We start from the raw sequence: 15416 nt of genomic DNA on the forward strand, positions 1-15416 counted from the left end.
GGTCAGATCCGCGCCTGCTTCGCAGCCAGCGGGGTGGGCTGCATCGGCTGGTCGTTCGCCGTGAGGTCGATGCCGAGGTCGCGGGCGTAGACGACGCGCGTCGCGATCGACACGTCGTCGCCCGACTCGGTGAGCTCGAACACGCGGCCGCCCCGCATGCGGTTGCGCTCGGCGCCCGGCAGGCCGTACGCGCCGAAGCCGGTGCCGGGCGCGTACCCGAGCAGCACGCCGTAGTAGTCGCCGACGTAGTCGTTGACGTGGTCGTGGCCGACGAAGACGCCCTTCACGTCGCCGCGCTCGAGGATCGCGTTGTACATGCCCGAATTGATGGGGCCGGGGCACTCGTCCTCGTTGCGCTCGCCGACGATGCCGTGCCGCGCCTTGCCGCGTGCCGCGTCGGCGGCCGTACGGGTGTCGACCCCGCCCCACCACATGAACCGGTGCTCCCACAGCGCGATGTGGACGAACATGAGGCCGGGGAGCTTGCGGCCGAGCCGCTGCTCGAGGCGCTGCGACTCCTCGCGGTACCACGCGACCTGGTCCATGCGCAGCCAGTCCCAGGTCGGGTAGCCGGTGAAGTCCTGGCCGTTGATCGAACCCGGCGCGTAGCGGCCGGAGTCGAGCAGCCACAGCGCGAACGCGTCGCGGTTCTGCTTCGCCGACGAGGCGATCGACACGAGCGTGTTGCCGGTGCCGGTCACGTCGGCGATGTTCGCGGCGTTCATGTTGTGGTCGTACGACCGGTAGAACTCGAGCATGCCCGCCTCGTCGACCCCCGACTGCGGCAGCGAGTCCTCGTCGTGGTTGCCGTAGGTGACGGCCCAGGGGATGCCGCGGCTCTCCATCGGCCAGACGACGTTGTTGATCGCCTGCTTCACCGCGAGGCGCGTCTCGCAGCCGCCCGTGATGACGTCGCCGTTGATGACGACGAAGTCGGGCTGCTCCTGGTCGAGGGTCTTCTCCATGAGCTCGACGGTGCGCCGGTCGGTGAGCTCGTCGTCCTGCGTGTCGTTGAACTGGACGACCTTGAACGTGCCGTCGGAACGGAACCGCAGGCTCGGTCCGCTCGTGCTCGGGCGCCCGGCGGGGGAGCGGCGCGGGCTCGTGGTCGCGGCGTTCGCGGCTCCGGCCGGCAGCGCGGCGCCGACGGCGCCGAGCGCTCCGGCGGTGATGACGGCTCGGCGGCTCACGGGCAGTCGGTCGGGCATGGTCTGGTCTCCTGTTCGTCGGAAGGGCGACGGTCGCCGCTCGCGACGGTACGGCTCGAGGATGTCGCGGGCGCGACCTGCGGGTGAACGAAGCCCTCGTCCCGACGCGCGAGAGCGCCGACGCCCTGAGGGCGCCGGCGCTCCGAGGCGTCCGTGCTCAGCCGTTGACGACCTGCGGAACCGACACCGCCTTCAGGCCCTCGACACCGAACTCGAGTCCGTACCCCGACTGCTTCACGCCGCCGAACGGGATCATGGGGTGCACGCCGCCGTGGGAGTTGATCCAGACGGTGCCGGCCTCGAGGCGCGCGGCGATCTCGCGAGCGCGGTCGCGGTCGCCCGACCAGACCGAGGCGCCGAGGCCGACCTCGACGTCGTTCGCGAGCCGCACGGCCTCGTCGATGTCGGAGTAGCGGACGATCGGCAGGGCGGGGCCGAACTGCTCCTCGAGGACGAGCGGGTTGCCTGGGTCGATGTCGGCAACGAGGGTCGTCGGGTAGAAGTGGCCCGCCTGCTCGCGATCGGGTTCGCCGCCGACGAGCACCCGGGCTCCCGAGGCCTTCGCCGCCTCGACGAGGCGGTCGACGACGCCGAACTGCATGCGGTTCTGCAGCGGACCGAGCACGTTCTGCTCGTCGAGGCCGACGCCCATGGGCATCTGCTCGGCGACGGCGGTGAGCGCTGCGCAGACCGCGTCGTAGACGTCGTCGTGCACGTACAGGCGCTTCATCGCGGCGCACGTCTGCCCGGTGTTGATGAATGCGCCCCAGAAGAGGCCCTCGGCGATCGCCGCCGGGTCGACGTCGGGCAGCACGATGCCGGCGTCGTTGCCGCCGAGCTCGAGCGTGAGCCGCGTGAGGTTGCCGGCGGAGGCCTCGATGATGCGCTTGCCCGTCGCGGTCGAGCCGGTGAACATGATCTTGCCGAACTCGGGGCGGGCGACCATCTCGGCGCCGATCGCGCCGTCGCCGGCGACCACCTCGAGGACGCCCTCGGGCAGCACCTCGTTCATGACCGCGGCGAGGGCGAGGCCCGAGAGCGTCGTGTACTCGCTGGGCTTGGCGACGACGGTGTTGCCCATGCGCAGCGCCGGGGCGATCTGCCAGATCGCGATCATCATCGGCCAGTTCCACGGCGTGATCGCCGCGACCGTGCCGACGGGGCGGTAGCGCAGCTCGGCGTAGGTCTCGCCGTCGTCGACGACGACCTCGCCCGGCAGCGGCGTCTCGGCGGTCGCGCGCAGCCAGCCGACGCACGCGCCGACCTCGAAGCGGGCGTTCGGGCCGTTGAGCGGCTTTCCCTGCTCGCGCGAGAGCACTCGCGCGAGCGGTTCGGCGGCGGCCTCGATCGCATCGGCGACCCGGTGCAGGGTCGCCTTGCGCTCGTCGTCGTCGAGCGCGGCCCACGCGCGCCGGGCGTTCGTCGCCCCGGCGATGGCGCGGTCGAGATCGGCCGTGCCATGCACGGGCACCGTGCCGATGAGCTCGCCGGTGGCTGGGTCGTGCACCTCGCGGCCCGGGCCGTCGGCCGGGGCGATCGCGGCGAGCAGTCCTGCTTCGCTGTCCATGGGGTCTCCTTCTCGGGTTCGTCGATCGGTTCGTTCGGTGGTCGTGGGCTCAGTGCGCGCAGTCGCAGGCGGCGCCGGTACCGCAGCAGCCCGAGGCATCCGCACGGCCGGCATCGGGCAGGTCGAGCGCGGGGTTGCGGTCGAGGAAGCCGTGGGGCTTGAACAGGAATCCCGAGTAGTCGACCGGCATGATCGGCCAGTCCTCGGGGCGCGGGAGGTGGGTCGGCCCGAACACGTGCCAGAGCACGAGGTCGGTGCCGTCGAGGTCGCGGTCCGCCTGCTGCCACGCGGGGATGCCCGCGCCACCCGCGTGGGCGTTCGGGTAGTCGCCGGCGGGGAAGCGCTCGTCGGGGGAGTAGGCGGTCGCCCAGAGGTGCTTCGTGGCGAAGTTCGCCCGGCCCCACACGGTCGAGTCGGGCTGCGCGAGCAGGGTCGACTTGCCCTCGGGCACGAGCCAGAACGCGGTGGGCCGGCCGACCGCGTTGCGCCGCGAGGCGCTCGCGACCTGCCACACCCGGGAGGTCGCTCCGTTCGCGAGGCGGCCGGCCTCGGACTCGCGCGTGATCGGGGTGACCCGCCAGGTGAACGCGTTGCCGTAGGGATTCTCCGGTCCGGTCGGCACGCCGACCGCGTCGATCTCGGCGAGCGTGTTGTCGTCGCCGTCGACCGACACGTCGAGGCGGGCGCAGAACAGGTGCTGGTGCACCGGCGCGAAGAGGCCGGGCGCGATCTCGTTCGCGTGCGGGTCGTCGTGGCCGGGCTCGCCGGCGCCCGCGAACACGATGCCGGTGGCCTTCGCCTCCATCTGGATCGTGCCGTCGAGGTAGAGGTACCAGAAGAAGCCGTAGTCGTAGTTGCCGATCGTGGCGAAGTAGCTGATCACGAGGCGCCGGCTCCGCCGGACCTCGGGGCGCTCGCCCATCTCGTTGTGCTTCCAGAGGATGCCGTAGTCCTCCTCGTGCATGCACACGACGTTGGGCATGCGCACCGGGTTGCCGTGGTCGTCGGCGACGTGGGCGTCGAAGTAGTGGATGACGCCGAGGCAGTCGCAGCCGAGCTGCAGCGCGTTGGCGTTCTTGCCGAGCAGGTACTCGCCGGCGTCGAAGTAGCTGATCCAGAAGCGGGTCGGCGAGGTGTCGCCGTACGGCACCACCATCTCGGGCACGCTCGCACGGAAGAGCACGGGGCGGTGCTCGTCGCCGTCGCGGAAGGTCAGCTGATGCAGCACGAGGCCCTCGCGCGCGTTGAACCCGACCCGGAACCGCCAGTTCTCCCACTCGACCTCGTTGCCGTCGACGTGGTAGCTCGGGCCCTCGGGCTGGGTGATCTCGATGGGCTTCAGGCTCGTGCGCGCGGGACCGGTCGACTCGGCGTCGTAGCGTCCGTCGAGGTCGGGCACGGCGGCGCCGTCGTGGTCCTCGACGCGGATCACCCGGCGCTCGGTGAGGTCGATGTGCACGATGAGGCCCTCGACGGGGTGCGACCAGTGGTTGTCGCCGGGCGAGTCCTTGAGGAAGGTGAGCGAGCGGATGACGCGGCGGCCGACCTCGTCGGACCGGTTGAAGAAGCCGGGGGCGAGCGGGCCGCAGAACGCGAGCCCGATGCGGTCGCCGAGGCCGCGACGCTCCATCGCGGCACGCCATTCGGGGGAGGACTTCACGATCTCGGCAGCGAGCTCGTACTCCTCGAACAGGTACTGCGGCTGCCCGTACGGCGGATGCTGCGGGTCGAGGTCGCGCCACTCGTCGATCTCGCCCGTGGTGAGGTTCACCACCGCTTCGGCCGCGCGGCCGCTGTCGAGGTCGAGGAGCGTGTAGCGCAGCCGCCGCTCGACGACGTCGCCCGACGTGAAGCCGGCGACGACCGCCTTGTCGGGTTCCTCGGGCGAGACGTTCGGGAACCGGGTCTGTTCGCCGACCCGGCCGGCCTCGACCAGGATTTCGCGCCCGCGCTCGAACTCCTCCGCGGTCGTGAGGTCGAGCGGGTGACGCACCTCGGTCGGGGCGACGGTGAGCAGGTCGTGGTGGTGCATGGGTCCTCCAGGGGGTCGTGATCAGTCTTCGCGCGGGGCGCGCAGGCGTCTTGTCGTTCCGGGCGCGGTGGTGTGCCGTGCGCGCACGGGTCGGTACGGGTACGGGGGCGGGTGCCGGCCGGTTACCGCTCGGCGCGGACCGCGCTGGGCGATCGGTCGAACTCCGCCCGGAACACCCGGCTGAAGTGCGCGGCGTCGGCGAAGCCCCATTCGCTCGCGATGCTCGAGATGGAGCGCTCGTCGAACAGGGGGTCGGCGAGGCGTCGGCGGCACTCCTCGAGGCGTCGGCGGCGCACCCAGCCCGAGACGGTCGCGCCGTGCTCGTGGAAGAGCGCGTGCAGGTGGCGGGGCGAGATGAAGTGCGCCGCGGCGAGGCTGCCCGGGTCGAGCTCGGCCGAACGGAGGTGATCGTCGATGTACCGCGTGACCTCGCCGAACAGGCGCGCTCGCGGGCTGGTCGATACTCGGGCGACGGCCAGCTCGTTCGACAGCATGGCTGCGACGAGGTCGACGCTCGTGCGGGCGAGTCGGTCGCCGCCGGGCCCGGCGACGAGCCCGAGGTTGCCGGCGAGGTTCGCGAGGTGGGGCACGACGACATCGCCGAGGCCGCCCGCGTCGCCGAGGGAGGTCGCGGTGAGCTGGCCGACGGCGTCGTGGGGAAGGTCGAGCGCGTGCGCCGGGAACATCAGCACGAAGGTGCTCGACCGCTCCTCGAAGGCGAGCGAGTACGGGTGGTCGGTGTCGTAGATCACGAGCGACCCGGGCCGCAGCACCGTCTGGCGCCCGTGCTGCACGAGGAGGCCCGTGCCCTCGAGCTGGAGGCCGACCTTGTAACAGCGTCGCGGCGAGTCCGCGATGAGCCTCGGGGTGCGCTCCACGAGGTGCTCGTCGGCCGAGACGATCGAGCAGTGGACCTCGCCCGCGGCGACGTGGCGGATGCCGCCCCCGAACGGATCCGGGCGGCCGGTCGTCACCCGGAGCGGCACGAAGGACTCGCTCACCGCCGTGCGGAATCGCGGGAAGTCCAGGCTCCCCGTCGTCGTCGCTCGACCCATCGCCACATTCCTCCTCGAACCGCCTCGATGGTTGCGAACACCATAGGACTATCCATTTGGATAGTCAAGGGTGGCAGGCGATGCGAGCGGGCGTCCGGTGAGGTTCTGGACGTGGCGCTCGGCGAGGTCAGCCGGCCCCCGCGTGCTCCTCCACGAGGCGGCGGATGCGGGCCAGCACTCGCTCGGCGTCGGCGTCGACCCCGAGCACGAGGCTCTTGAACACGAGCCCGTCGAGGGCGAACCAGATCACCTCGATGAACTCGTCGTCGTCGATGCCGAGCTCGATGAGACGATCGCGGGTGGCCCGTCGATATGTCTCGTAGTACTGCTCGACCGCGGGCCGAAGCTCGGGCCGGCGCCGCGACTCGAGCAGCAGCTCGTACTGGAACGCCTGCACCGCCGTGCTGAGCGAGGCGAGCGAGGCGAGCCCCTCGGCGAAGTGCGCCGCGTCGCCCGGCGCGCCGCGATCGGCCATGTTCGTCTCGCGCAGGCTCTCGTCGACGGCGTACGAGAGCGCCTCGGCGATCAGCTGGTCGCGGGTGCCGAAGTGATGGCGGACGAGCCCGTGCGAGACGCCGGCCTCGGCCGCCACCGCCCGGTAGGTCAGCGCGCGCAGGCCCGAATCGGCGACGACCGTGATCGTCGCGGCCAGCAGCGCCTGGCGGCCCGGGGTCGTCGGGGGCGGCGCGGGTGCCTTCTCGGGGACGAGCGCTGGGGAAGAAGGACGTTCACTGCTCACAGCGAGCACGATAGCGGCCCGACGCCGTCGCGGGGCCCCCGTGCCGGGGTGGTCAAGCACCGTGCGCCGCCGGTCAAGACGGCGCGGGAGCGGCGGGGCAGTATTGCGTCCACCCCGTCCCCCGTCGAACACTGGAGTTCACATGAGTGCGAGCACGCTCCCAGAGACGATCGAGCCCGAGCGCCGGACCCGCGGCCGTCTCGGCGTTCCGGCGATCGTCGTGCTGATCATCGCCGCGTCCGCCCCGCTGACCGTCATCGCCGGCGGCGCGACGACGGCCTATTCCGTCACCGGCTCCATCGCGGTGCCCGTCGGGTACCTCGTGCTCGCCGCCGTGCTCGCCGTCTTCTCCCTCGGCTACGCGGCCATGAGCCGGTTCATCACCAACGCCGGCGCCTTCTACGCCTACGCGGCGCAGGGTCTCGGGCGCCCGGTCGGCGTGGGCGTCGCGCTCATCGCACTCGTCGCCTACAACTGCATGCAGATCGGCATCTGGGGCATGTTCGGCTTCCAGGTGTCGGTGCTCGTCGGCGAGAAGCTCGGGCTCGACGTGCCGTGGTGGGTCGGCGTCGTCGTGTTCATCCTGGTCGTGGGCCTGCTCGGCGTGAACCGGGTCGACCTCTCGGCCAAGGTGCTCGGCGTCATCGTCGTGCTCGAGTTCGTCGTCGTGACCGTGTTCGACGTCGTCGCCTTCGCGAACCCGGCCGGCGGCTTCACGGCGGCGCCCATCTCGCCGGCCTCGCTCCTGCTGCCCGGCATCGGCGCCGTGCTCGTCTTCGGGATCGCCGCCTTCATGGGCTTCGAGTCCGCCGCCATCTACGGCGAGGAGGCGAAGGACCCGAAGCGAACGGTCGCCCGCGCCACCTTCGCGGCCGTCATCATCATCGGCGTGTTCTACGCGATCTCGTCGTGGGCGCTCGCGCTCGCCGTCGGCACCGACAAGATCTCGTCGGGCGGCATCACCCCCGAGGAGGCCGGGCCGCCGCTCTTCTTCGCCTTCGTCGCCGAGCGCCTCGGCCCGATCATGGTCGACTTCATGTCGCTGCTGTTCATCACGAGCCTCTTCGCCGCGCTCGTGAGCTTCCACAACGCCGTCGCCCGCTACGGCTTCGCGCTCGGCCGCGAGGGCGTACTGCCCGCCTGGTTCGCGAAGGTCCGGGAGCGCAGCGGGTCGCCCTGGGCCGGCTCGATCGCGCAGTCGATCGTCGCGCTCGCCGTGATCGCGGTGTTCGCGGTCGCGGGCGCCGGCAGCGAGCTCGGGCCGCTGTTCCCCGTCGTCACGCTCTTCAACTGGCTCACCAACACGGGCGCGCTCGGGCTCGTGCTGCTGATGGCGGTCGTGTCGCTCGCCGTCATCGGCTACTTCCGCCGCGACCCGCGCGACGTCGGGGTGGGCTCCCGCCTCGTGTCGCCCGTGCTCTCGTTCCTCGCGCTCGCGACCGTGCTCGTGCTCATCGTGCTGAACTTCAACGTGCTGCTCGGGCAGACCGACTCCGACCTCACGACGTTCCTCCTGCCCGCCCTCATCGTGCTCGCCGGCGTCGTCGGCATCGTCTGGGGGCTCGTGCTGCGCCGCCGGCGCCCCGAGGTCTACCGTCGCATCGGCCACGGGGCGGAGGGTGCGTCGGCCGAGCACCTCGGCTGACGCGAGACGTCACGCACTCGCCCGCCACGGCATGATGGACGCATGAAGACCGTGCAGCTGCGCCGCTACCAGATCGTCCCGGGCGAGTACGAGGCGTTCGTCTCGTGGTTCGAGGAGAAGATGCCCCCGGTGCGGCGCGCGACCGGCTTCGAGGTGGAGTTCGCCTACGGCGTGCCCGAGGCGAACGAGTTCGTGTGGGCGGTCAGCGTGCCCGGCGACCGGGCCGAGTTCGAGCGCGTCGAGGCGGCCTACGTCGTCTCGCCCGAGCGGGCGGCGGCGTTCGAGGGCATCCCCGAGCGCATCGCCGGCAAGCAGATCGGCTACGTCGACGACGTGCGGATCGGCTGAGTCCGACCCTCGAGTCGCCGCGAGCCGCGCCGGCTAGCGCCTTGCGGCTCTCGGCGAGGCATCCGGTTCGCCTTGCGCCGCCGCGCGGGCACGGCCGACCGCGTCCATGCCGGCGACGGCCTGCGCGAACCCGCGGTGGCCGCGTGTCGTGAACGCTCCGATGAGGTTCGCCACCGCGAGTGCGGGGCCGATGATGGCGAACGCGCCCGGCAGGAGCGACGCGATCGAGTAGCCCCCGATGCCGGCGAGGAAGCGCAGCAGGCGCCACGCCGCAGCAGGCCGGCGGCGCTCGGTCGCCTCGATGAGCACGACGCGCTCGCCGATCGTCACGCCGCCGGCGAGCACCGACACGGCCTGCGCGGCGATCGCGACCAGGCTCGTCGCGAGGGCGACGACTTGGGGGTCGAGCCCGTCGGGCACGCCGTCGGCGAGCACGTACACGATCGCCATCACTCCCACGGCGAGGCCGTAGCCGGTGAGCCACAGGGTGACGAGGTCGACGAGCATCGCGAGGAGGCGCCGGCCGGCCGTGACGGGTGAGGCGTCGTCGGCAGCGTCGGGCGACGACGGGGCATCGGAGCGCCGCCGCCACGGACGGAGGGCGGCCGCGGCGATGAGCGAGCCGAGCACGGCCCCCGCCGTGTTGGTCGCGAGGTCGCCGGTGTCGAACAGGCGGTACGCGCACGGAAACAGGCCCCACACGCCCGTGAGTTGCGTGAGCTCGATCGCGAGCGACACGAGTGCGCCCGAGACGGCCGCGACGAGGATGCCGCGGTCGAAGAGCGCCCGCACGAAGAAGCCGAGCGGCAGGAACAGCACCAGGTTGAGCACGAACTGCTGGAACGCCGCGTTGCGCAGCAGCGACCCGCCCTCCTCGGCCTGCAGCCGTGCGATGTCGGTGACGACCGCGAAGGGGTTGAGCTCGACGCCGACGCAGTCGTACGGCCCGTCGGGCAGGGGAAGCAGGGTGTACGCCCAGAGGCCCATGACGTAGAAGAGCAGGGCGATCCAGCCGAGCATCCTCGCGCCCGAGAACCCTCCGCGCCGGCGGTAGCTCAGCGCGACGAGCGGCACGAACACGAGCACGAGCAGGGCCGAGCCCACGAAGAGCGCGACGATCCCCGGCATGATGCGATCCACGAGACAGCAGTGTACGGAGGTCGCGCGCCGTCGCCGCACCGTCGCGCCGTGTTGCATCCGTTCGACGTCATGTACAGCAAGCGTGCATGAATGTCCACGTATGATCGAGACATCCCCGGAAAGAATGCGGCCAGCGCTGCCCACCGGCAGACGCAGTCGCACGACCCTGGTCGACGACGCCCACGTACGCTCGGCCGAGAAGGAAGACCGTGAGCCACGAGTTCGACGCCCGCCGTGCCGAATGGATCGCCAAGGAGGAGCTCGCCGAGCGGATGATTCCGCTCATCGGCGGCCTGTACCGAGACCACGGGGTGGTGACGTCCATCCACGGCCGCCGCCTCATCAACCGCTCCGCCATCGAGCTGCTGAAGGCGCACCGCTTCTCGCGCCAGGCCGGCGACGTCGAGCTCGAGCTCGCCGACACCATGCGCGTGCTCGAGGCGCTCCGCGAGATCCAGCCCGGCCCCGCCTCGATCGACATCGCCCGCATCGTCAGCCGCTACGCCGACGCCCGGGCGACCGGCGACTCGCGCGAGCTCGTGGACTTCGTGCGCGCCGAGATCGCGCCCGTCGCGGGCGGCGCCTCGCCCGAGGCATCCGGCACCGATGTCGTGCTCTACGGCTTCGGCCGCATCGGGCGCCTGCTCGCCCGCATCCTCATCGCCCACTCGGGCGGGGGCCAGGGGCTGCGCCTCCGCGCGATCGTCGTGCGGAAGGGCAGCGACAACGACCTCATGAAGCGCGCGAGCCTGCTGCGCCGCGACTCGGTGCACGGCCCCTTCGCCGGCACGATCGAGGTCGACGAGGAGAACGACACGATCCTCGCCAACGGCACGCTCATCCAGGTCATCTACTCGAACGACCCGGCCACGATCGACTACACCGAGTACGGCATCGACGACGCGATCGTCGTCGACAACACCGGCCGCTGGCGCGACGAGGCCGGCCTCAGCCAGCACCTGCAGTCGAAGGGCGTCTCGCGCGTGCTGCTCACCGCGCCCGGCAAGGGCGCGATCAAGAACATCGTGCACGGCATCAACACCGACGACATCACGGACGCCGATCGCATCCTCTCGGCCGCCTCGTGCACGACCAACGCGATCACCCCGGTGCTGAAGGCCGTCAACGACGCCTACGGCGTCGTGCGCGGCCATGTCGAGACGGTGCACTCGTTCACGAACGACCAGAACCTCATCGACAACTTCCACAAGGGCGACCGCCGGGGCCGCTCGGCGGCGCTCAACATGGTCATCACCGAGACCGGTGCCGCCAAGGCCGTGTCGAAGGCGCTGCCCGAACTCGAGGGCAGGCTCACCGGTTCGGCGATCCGCGTGCCCACGCCCGACGTGTCGCTCGCGATCCTCAACCTGCAGCTCGAGCGGCCGGCATCGAAGGCCGAGATCAACAGGTACCTCCGCCAGGTCTCGCTGACGTCGCCGCTGCGGCAGCAGATCGACTACATCGAGTCGCCCGAGGTCGTGTCGACCGACTTCGTCGGCTCGAATCGCGCCGGCATCGTCGACGGCCTCGCCACGATCGCCGACGGCACCGACGCGGTGCTCTACGTCTGGTACGACAACGAGTACGGCTACTCGTGCCAGGTCGTGCGCGTCATCGAGGCGATGGCGGGATCGCACCCGACCGTCTTCCCGGCACGCCGGCCGGTCGTGCTCGAGTCGCTCGAGCGCGAGGTCGCGCCCGTCGGCTGACCCCGGCTCCGATCGCGGATGCCCCGTGCGCGGGTTCGCGTGCGGGGCATCCGTCGTCCGGGGCGGGCGCTCAGGGTGAGAGCCGCGGCAGTGCGAGGGCAGCGACGAGGTCGTCGACGTCGGCATCGACGCGTCGGAACTCGAGGAACGGGCTGCCGTCGAATGCGGCGAGCTTCGCCTTCGTACCCAGTGACCCGAGCGGTGCGAGTTCGAGGATGGCGCCGTGCAGCAGGATCTCGGTGGCCACCTCGACGCCGATCAGCACCGGATCGGGCGGCGTCGCCACGATCGCCGCCTCGATCTCGACCGTGCCGGCTGCGTCGACAGTGCGCGGACCCGGGCCGCTCGAATGCACCTCGGCGAGGATGCGCCGAGCCTGCTCGAATTCCGGAGCGGCGAACGGGTCGGTGCCGTCGGCCGTGACCGCCCAAGCGGCGGAGTGCCGAGCAACGACGAGGCCGCCGTCGGCCCGGCCATCGATCTGGCCATGCGCCCTGAACCGGACGAACACGGTCTCGAGCGCCGAAAGCGCAGGCACGATGGCGAGTCCGCGGCGGCTGAGTCGGATCGTCCGGGGTTCATCGTCGGGGTCGGTCGCGACCACGCCGGAGAGGGACATGCACGGGCCCGGCCGGTCGATCACGGTCATTCCCGACGGCGCAACGGCCGGTGCTCCGTACGGTTCCGCTCGTACGACCTCCCATGTGACGAGCCAGCGGTGCAACTCCCGTTGCCACGCCGAGAATTGTGTCGCCCGTGACTCGGGCCGGGGGTCGCCGGGCTTCTCGGGCTGGATCGGGATCCGGCCCTCCCTCCAGTCGGCGAACGGCTGGAGGGGCGAGGGCGGTTCGGGCACTTCGGTGAAGGGATCCGGCTCAGGCACGGTCGTCCTCCGTCGGCGGCATCCCGTCGCGAAGACGGCGAAGTTCCGCGAGATCCGCCACGATCGCCTCGAGCCGGTCGGGCACGTAGCGGTAGTCGATGCATCCGCGGCCCGTCCTGCCGTCCATGCGGAGCCGGTTCGAATCGCCCTGTTCGAGCATGACCCATCCGTCGTGCACGAGGATGTCGGCGGACAGCCCGACGGCGATCTCGGGCGTCGCGCCGGCCTTCACGCGGATCGACGACTCGATGACGGCCTCCCCGTCGGCGGCGAGCCGCTGCGGCCCGCCGGCCGGATTGGTCGACGCCCAAGCGCCCGCGGGGCGCGCCTGCTGCCACTCGGCGGTGAGGAAGGGCGTCGCCGTGACCTCGTCGGCCACTGCTGCGGTGCGTGCCGTGTGCGCGACGACCACGGTGCCGTCCGCGGCACCGGTGAACCCGCCCGCCACGCGGAACCGGTAGTGGAGCCGCCCGTCGACCGTCGGTGCGGGCAGCACGACCTGTGACCGCCATCCGCTCCATGCGAGCATGGGCGAACCGGTGGCCGACAGCCAGCCGTTGTAGGCGAACCCGTTGCCGAGCTCGCGCGCCGTGAACCAGCCGACGTCGGAGGAGTGCACGTGCGACCCCTCGATGAAGGGAGGCAGGCAGATCGACCGCCAACCGTCGAGCCATTCGAGGATCGCCCGCTGCAGCTCCGAGAACCGGGTGATTCGAAGGTCGCGCACCGGTTCGGATCCGGTTGGCGGCCAGTCGGGACGGATCGGCGGAGTGCGATCACGGAGCCAGTCGGCGAGGGGCGCGAGCGAACTCGGCGGCTCGCCGGGGGTATCGGGGTGCGCGGGCATCTCGGACATCGTGAGCTCCTCTCGGCGACGCGACGCACGCTACGCGCCGGCTCCGCCACCGCCATCCGGGCGAGCACTGAACCCGACATAGGCTGGAGCCATGAGCAGCGAAGCCGTGATCGTCGATGTCGTGCGCACCCCGGTCGGGCGCGGAAAGCCGGGCGGACTCCTCTCGGGCGTGCACCCGGTCGACCTGCTCGCGGGCGTGCTCGACACGCTCGTCTCGCGCAGCGACCTCGACCCGGCCCTCATCGACGACGTCATCGGCGGCTGCGTCAGCCAGATCGGCGAGCAGAGCTACAACATCACGCGGAACGCCGTGCTCGCGGCCGGCTTCCCCGAGCACGTGCCCGGCACCACGATCGACCGTCAGTGCGGATCGAGCCAGCAGGCGGCGACCTTCGCGGCGCAGGCCGTCATCTCGGGCAGCGCCGACATCGTGATCGCCTGCGGGGTCGAGTCGATGAGCCGGGTGCCGCTCGGCACGAGCGCCGCGGGCGCCGACCCGTTCGGTTCGCGACTGCGTCACCGGTACCCCGAGGGGCTCGTGAACCAGGGCGTCTCGGCCGAGCTCATCGCCGCGAAATGGGGGTTCTCGCGCGACGAGCTCGACGCGTTCGCCGCGCACTCGCACGAGCTCGCGGCCGCCGCGGCCGAGTCGGGGGCGTTCGCGACCGAACTCGTGCCGGTGCCCGGCATCGACTCCCTCACCGACGAGACGGTGCGGCCCGGCACGAGCGTGGAGTCGCTCGCCGGACTCGACGCGGCGTTCCGCACCGACGAGCTCGCGTCGCGCTTCCCCGAGATCGACTGGCGCATCACGCCCGGCAACTCGTCGCCGCTCACCGACGGCGCCTCGGCCGCGCTCATCATGAGCGCCGAGCGCGCGTCGCAGCTCGGACTGGAGCCCCGGGCGCGGTTCCGCGCGTTCTCGGTCGTCGGCAGCGACCCGCTGTACATGCTGACGGGCGTCATCCCGGCGACGGCGAAGGTGCTCGGGCGCGCGGGACTGACGCACGACGACATCGACGCCTACGAGGTCAACGAGGCGTTCGCGTCGGTGCCGCTCGCCTGGCTCGCCGACACCGGGGCGGATGCCTCGAAGCTCAACCCGCGCGGCGGCGCGATCGCCCTCGGCCACGCGCTCGGATCGAGCGGCACGCGCCTGCTCACGACCCTCGTCAACCAGCTCGAGGCGACCGGTGGCCGCTACGGCCTGCAGACGATGTGCGAGGGCGGCGGCATGGCGAACGCCACCGTCATCGAGCGCCTCTGACCGACCCGCCCCACCCACCACCCACCACCCACCACCCACTCCGGTTCATCGAGTGTTGCCGTTTCGACCGGGCGTCGCCGCGGCAGCGGAGACATCCGGTTCGAATGGAAACGCTCGGCGACCACACCAACGAAGGAGCACACATGGAACTCACCGGCGTATCCGCGATCGTCACCGGCGGGGCCTCCGGCCTCGGGCGTGCGACGGCGCGCGCCCTCATCGACGGCGGAGCCTCGGTCGTCGTCATCGACCTGCCCGGGCCCCGCGGCGAGGAGGCGGCCGCCGAACTCGGCGAGCGAGCCCGGTTCGTGCCCGCCGACGTCGCGAACGAGGCCGAGGTGCAGGCCGCGGTCGACGCCGCTTCGGCGATCGCGCCGCTCCGCGTGGCGGTCAACTGCGCCGGCATCGTGACGGCGAACCGCACGGTCGGCCGTGACGGTGCGGGCCCGCTCGACGCGTTCGAGCGCACGATCCGGGTGAACCTCGTCGGCACGTTCAACGTGACCCGCCTCGCCGCTGCGGCGATGGCCGCGAACGAGCCCGTCACCTCGTCGCTGCCCGGCGGACCTGCGACGGCCGAGCGCGGCGTCATCGTCAACACGGCGTCGGTCGCCGCCTTCGACGGGCAGATCGGCCAGGCCGCCTACTCGGCGTCGAAGGCCGGCGTCGCCGGCATGACCCTGCCGATCGCGCGCGACCTGTCGAAGCTGCTCATCCGCGTCATGACGATCGCGCCGGGCATCTTCGAGACGCCGATGATGGCCGGCATGCCGGACGAGGTGCGGGCCTCGCTCGAGGCGCAGGTGCCGCACCCCTCGCGGCTCGGCCACCCGACCGAGTACGCCGCGCTCGTGCGGTCGATCATCGCCAACCCGATGCTGAACGGCGAGGTGATCCGGCTCGACGGCGCGATCCGCATGCAGCCGAAGTAGGCGGGCGGCACTCCACGACGAGGATGCCTCGGGGC

General features: G+C 71.6%; 13 protein-coding genes. 5 read left to right on the top strand and 8 right to left on the bottom strand.

Features of this window, described 5'->3' with window-relative positions; all coding sequences use genetic code 11:
- Positions 1-2: 2 nt before the first annotated feature.
- The 5 genes from ACWGPE_RS15860 to ACWGPE_RS15880 form a co-directional block, all read right to left on the bottom strand.
- Complete coding sequence (locus tag ACWGPE_RS15860; protein WP_452049051.1) at positions 3-1208, bottom strand: metallophosphoesterase family protein; 1206 nt, start codon at positions 1206-1208, stop codon at positions 3-5.
- A 157-nt stretch (positions 1209-1365) separates the two neighbouring features.
- The gene (locus tag ACWGPE_RS15865; protein ID WP_231431681.1) at positions 1366-2775 is read right to left on the bottom strand and encodes an aldehyde dehydrogenase family protein; all 1410 of its coding nucleotides are present in this window, start codon (positions 2773-2775) and stop codon (positions 1366-1368) included.
- A gap of 49 nt (positions 2776-2824) precedes the next feature.
- Positions 2825-4807, bottom strand: a complete 1983-nt coding sequence (locus ACWGPE_RS15870; RefSeq protein WP_452049052.1) for a primary-amine oxidase — start codon at positions 4805-4807, stop codon at positions 2825-2827.
- 122 nt (positions 4808-4929) lie between these two features.
- On the bottom strand, positions 4930-5862 hold the full coding sequence (locus ACWGPE_RS15875) for an AraC-like ligand-binding domain-containing protein (protein ID WP_231431679.1): 933 nt from the start codon (positions 5860-5862) through the stop codon (positions 4930-4932).
- A gap of 127 nt (positions 5863-5989) precedes the next feature.
- Complete coding sequence (locus tag ACWGPE_RS15880; RefSeq protein WP_231431678.1) at positions 5990-6601, bottom strand: TetR/AcrR family transcriptional regulator; 612 nt, start codon at positions 6599-6601, stop codon at positions 5990-5992.
- A 142-nt stretch (positions 6602-6743) separates the two neighbouring features.
- On the opposite strand from ACWGPE_RS15880, the gene ACWGPE_RS15885 reads away from it, so the two are divergent.
- Positions 6744-8246 carry an APC family permease gene (locus tag ACWGPE_RS15885; RefSeq protein WP_231431677.1) on the top strand — a complete coding sequence of 501 codons (1503 nt, stop codon included), beginning with the start codon at positions 6744-6746 and terminating at the stop codon, positions 8244-8246.
- A 42-nt stretch (positions 8247-8288) separates the two neighbouring features.
- The gene (locus ACWGPE_RS15890; RefSeq protein WP_231431676.1) at positions 8289-8594 is read left to right on the top strand and encodes a hypothetical protein; all 306 of its coding nucleotides are present in this window, start codon (positions 8289-8291) and stop codon (positions 8592-8594) included.
- A gap of 33 nt (positions 8595-8627) precedes the next feature.
- On the opposite strand, the gene ACWGPE_RS15895 is transcribed toward ACWGPE_RS15890, so the two are convergent.
- Entirely contained in the window at positions 8628-9734 is a 1107-nt protein-coding gene (locus ACWGPE_RS15895; RefSeq protein WP_231431675.1) for a VanZ family protein, read from the bottom strand.
- 209 nt (positions 9735-9943) lie between these two features.
- Here ACWGPE_RS15895 and ACWGPE_RS15900 point away from each other — a divergent pair, with 209 nt between their 5' ends.
- Positions 9944-11443 carry a glyceraldehyde-3-phosphate dehydrogenase gene (locus ACWGPE_RS15900; RefSeq protein WP_308191660.1) on the top strand — a complete coding sequence of 500 codons (1500 nt, stop codon included), beginning with the start codon at positions 9944-9946 and terminating at the stop codon, positions 11441-11443.
- Positions 11444-11513: 70 nt separating this feature from the next.
- Here ACWGPE_RS15900 and ACWGPE_RS15905 read toward each other — a convergent pair whose 3' ends face one another.
- Both ACWGPE_RS15905 and ACWGPE_RS15910 read right to left on the bottom strand, forming a co-directional pair.
- Positions 11514-11981 (bottom strand): hypothetical protein, encoded by a 468-nt coding sequence (locus ACWGPE_RS15905; protein ID WP_452049053.1) that lies wholly within the window; start codon positions 11979-11981, stop codon positions 11514-11516.
- Between the two features lie 337 nt (positions 11982-12318).
- Entirely contained in the window at positions 12319-13182 is an 864-nt protein-coding gene (locus tag ACWGPE_RS15910; protein WP_231431673.1) for a hypothetical protein, read from the bottom strand.
- A gap of 91 nt (positions 13183-13273) precedes the next feature.
- On the opposite strand from ACWGPE_RS15910, the gene ACWGPE_RS15915 reads away from it, so the two are divergent.
- Entirely contained in the window at positions 13274-14449 is a 1176-nt protein-coding gene (locus tag ACWGPE_RS15915) for a thiolase family protein (RefSeq protein ID WP_231431672.1), read from the top strand.
- A gap of 143 nt (positions 14450-14592) precedes the next feature.
- The gene (locus tag ACWGPE_RS15920; protein ID WP_231431671.1) at positions 14593-15381 is read left to right on the top strand and encodes an SDR family NAD(P)-dependent oxidoreductase; all 789 of its coding nucleotides are present in this window, start codon (positions 14593-14595) and stop codon (positions 15379-15381) included.
- Positions 15382-15416 lie beyond the last annotated feature (35 nt).

The sequence above is a fragment of the Agromyces sp. NPDC055658 genome (assembly GCF_053618155.1).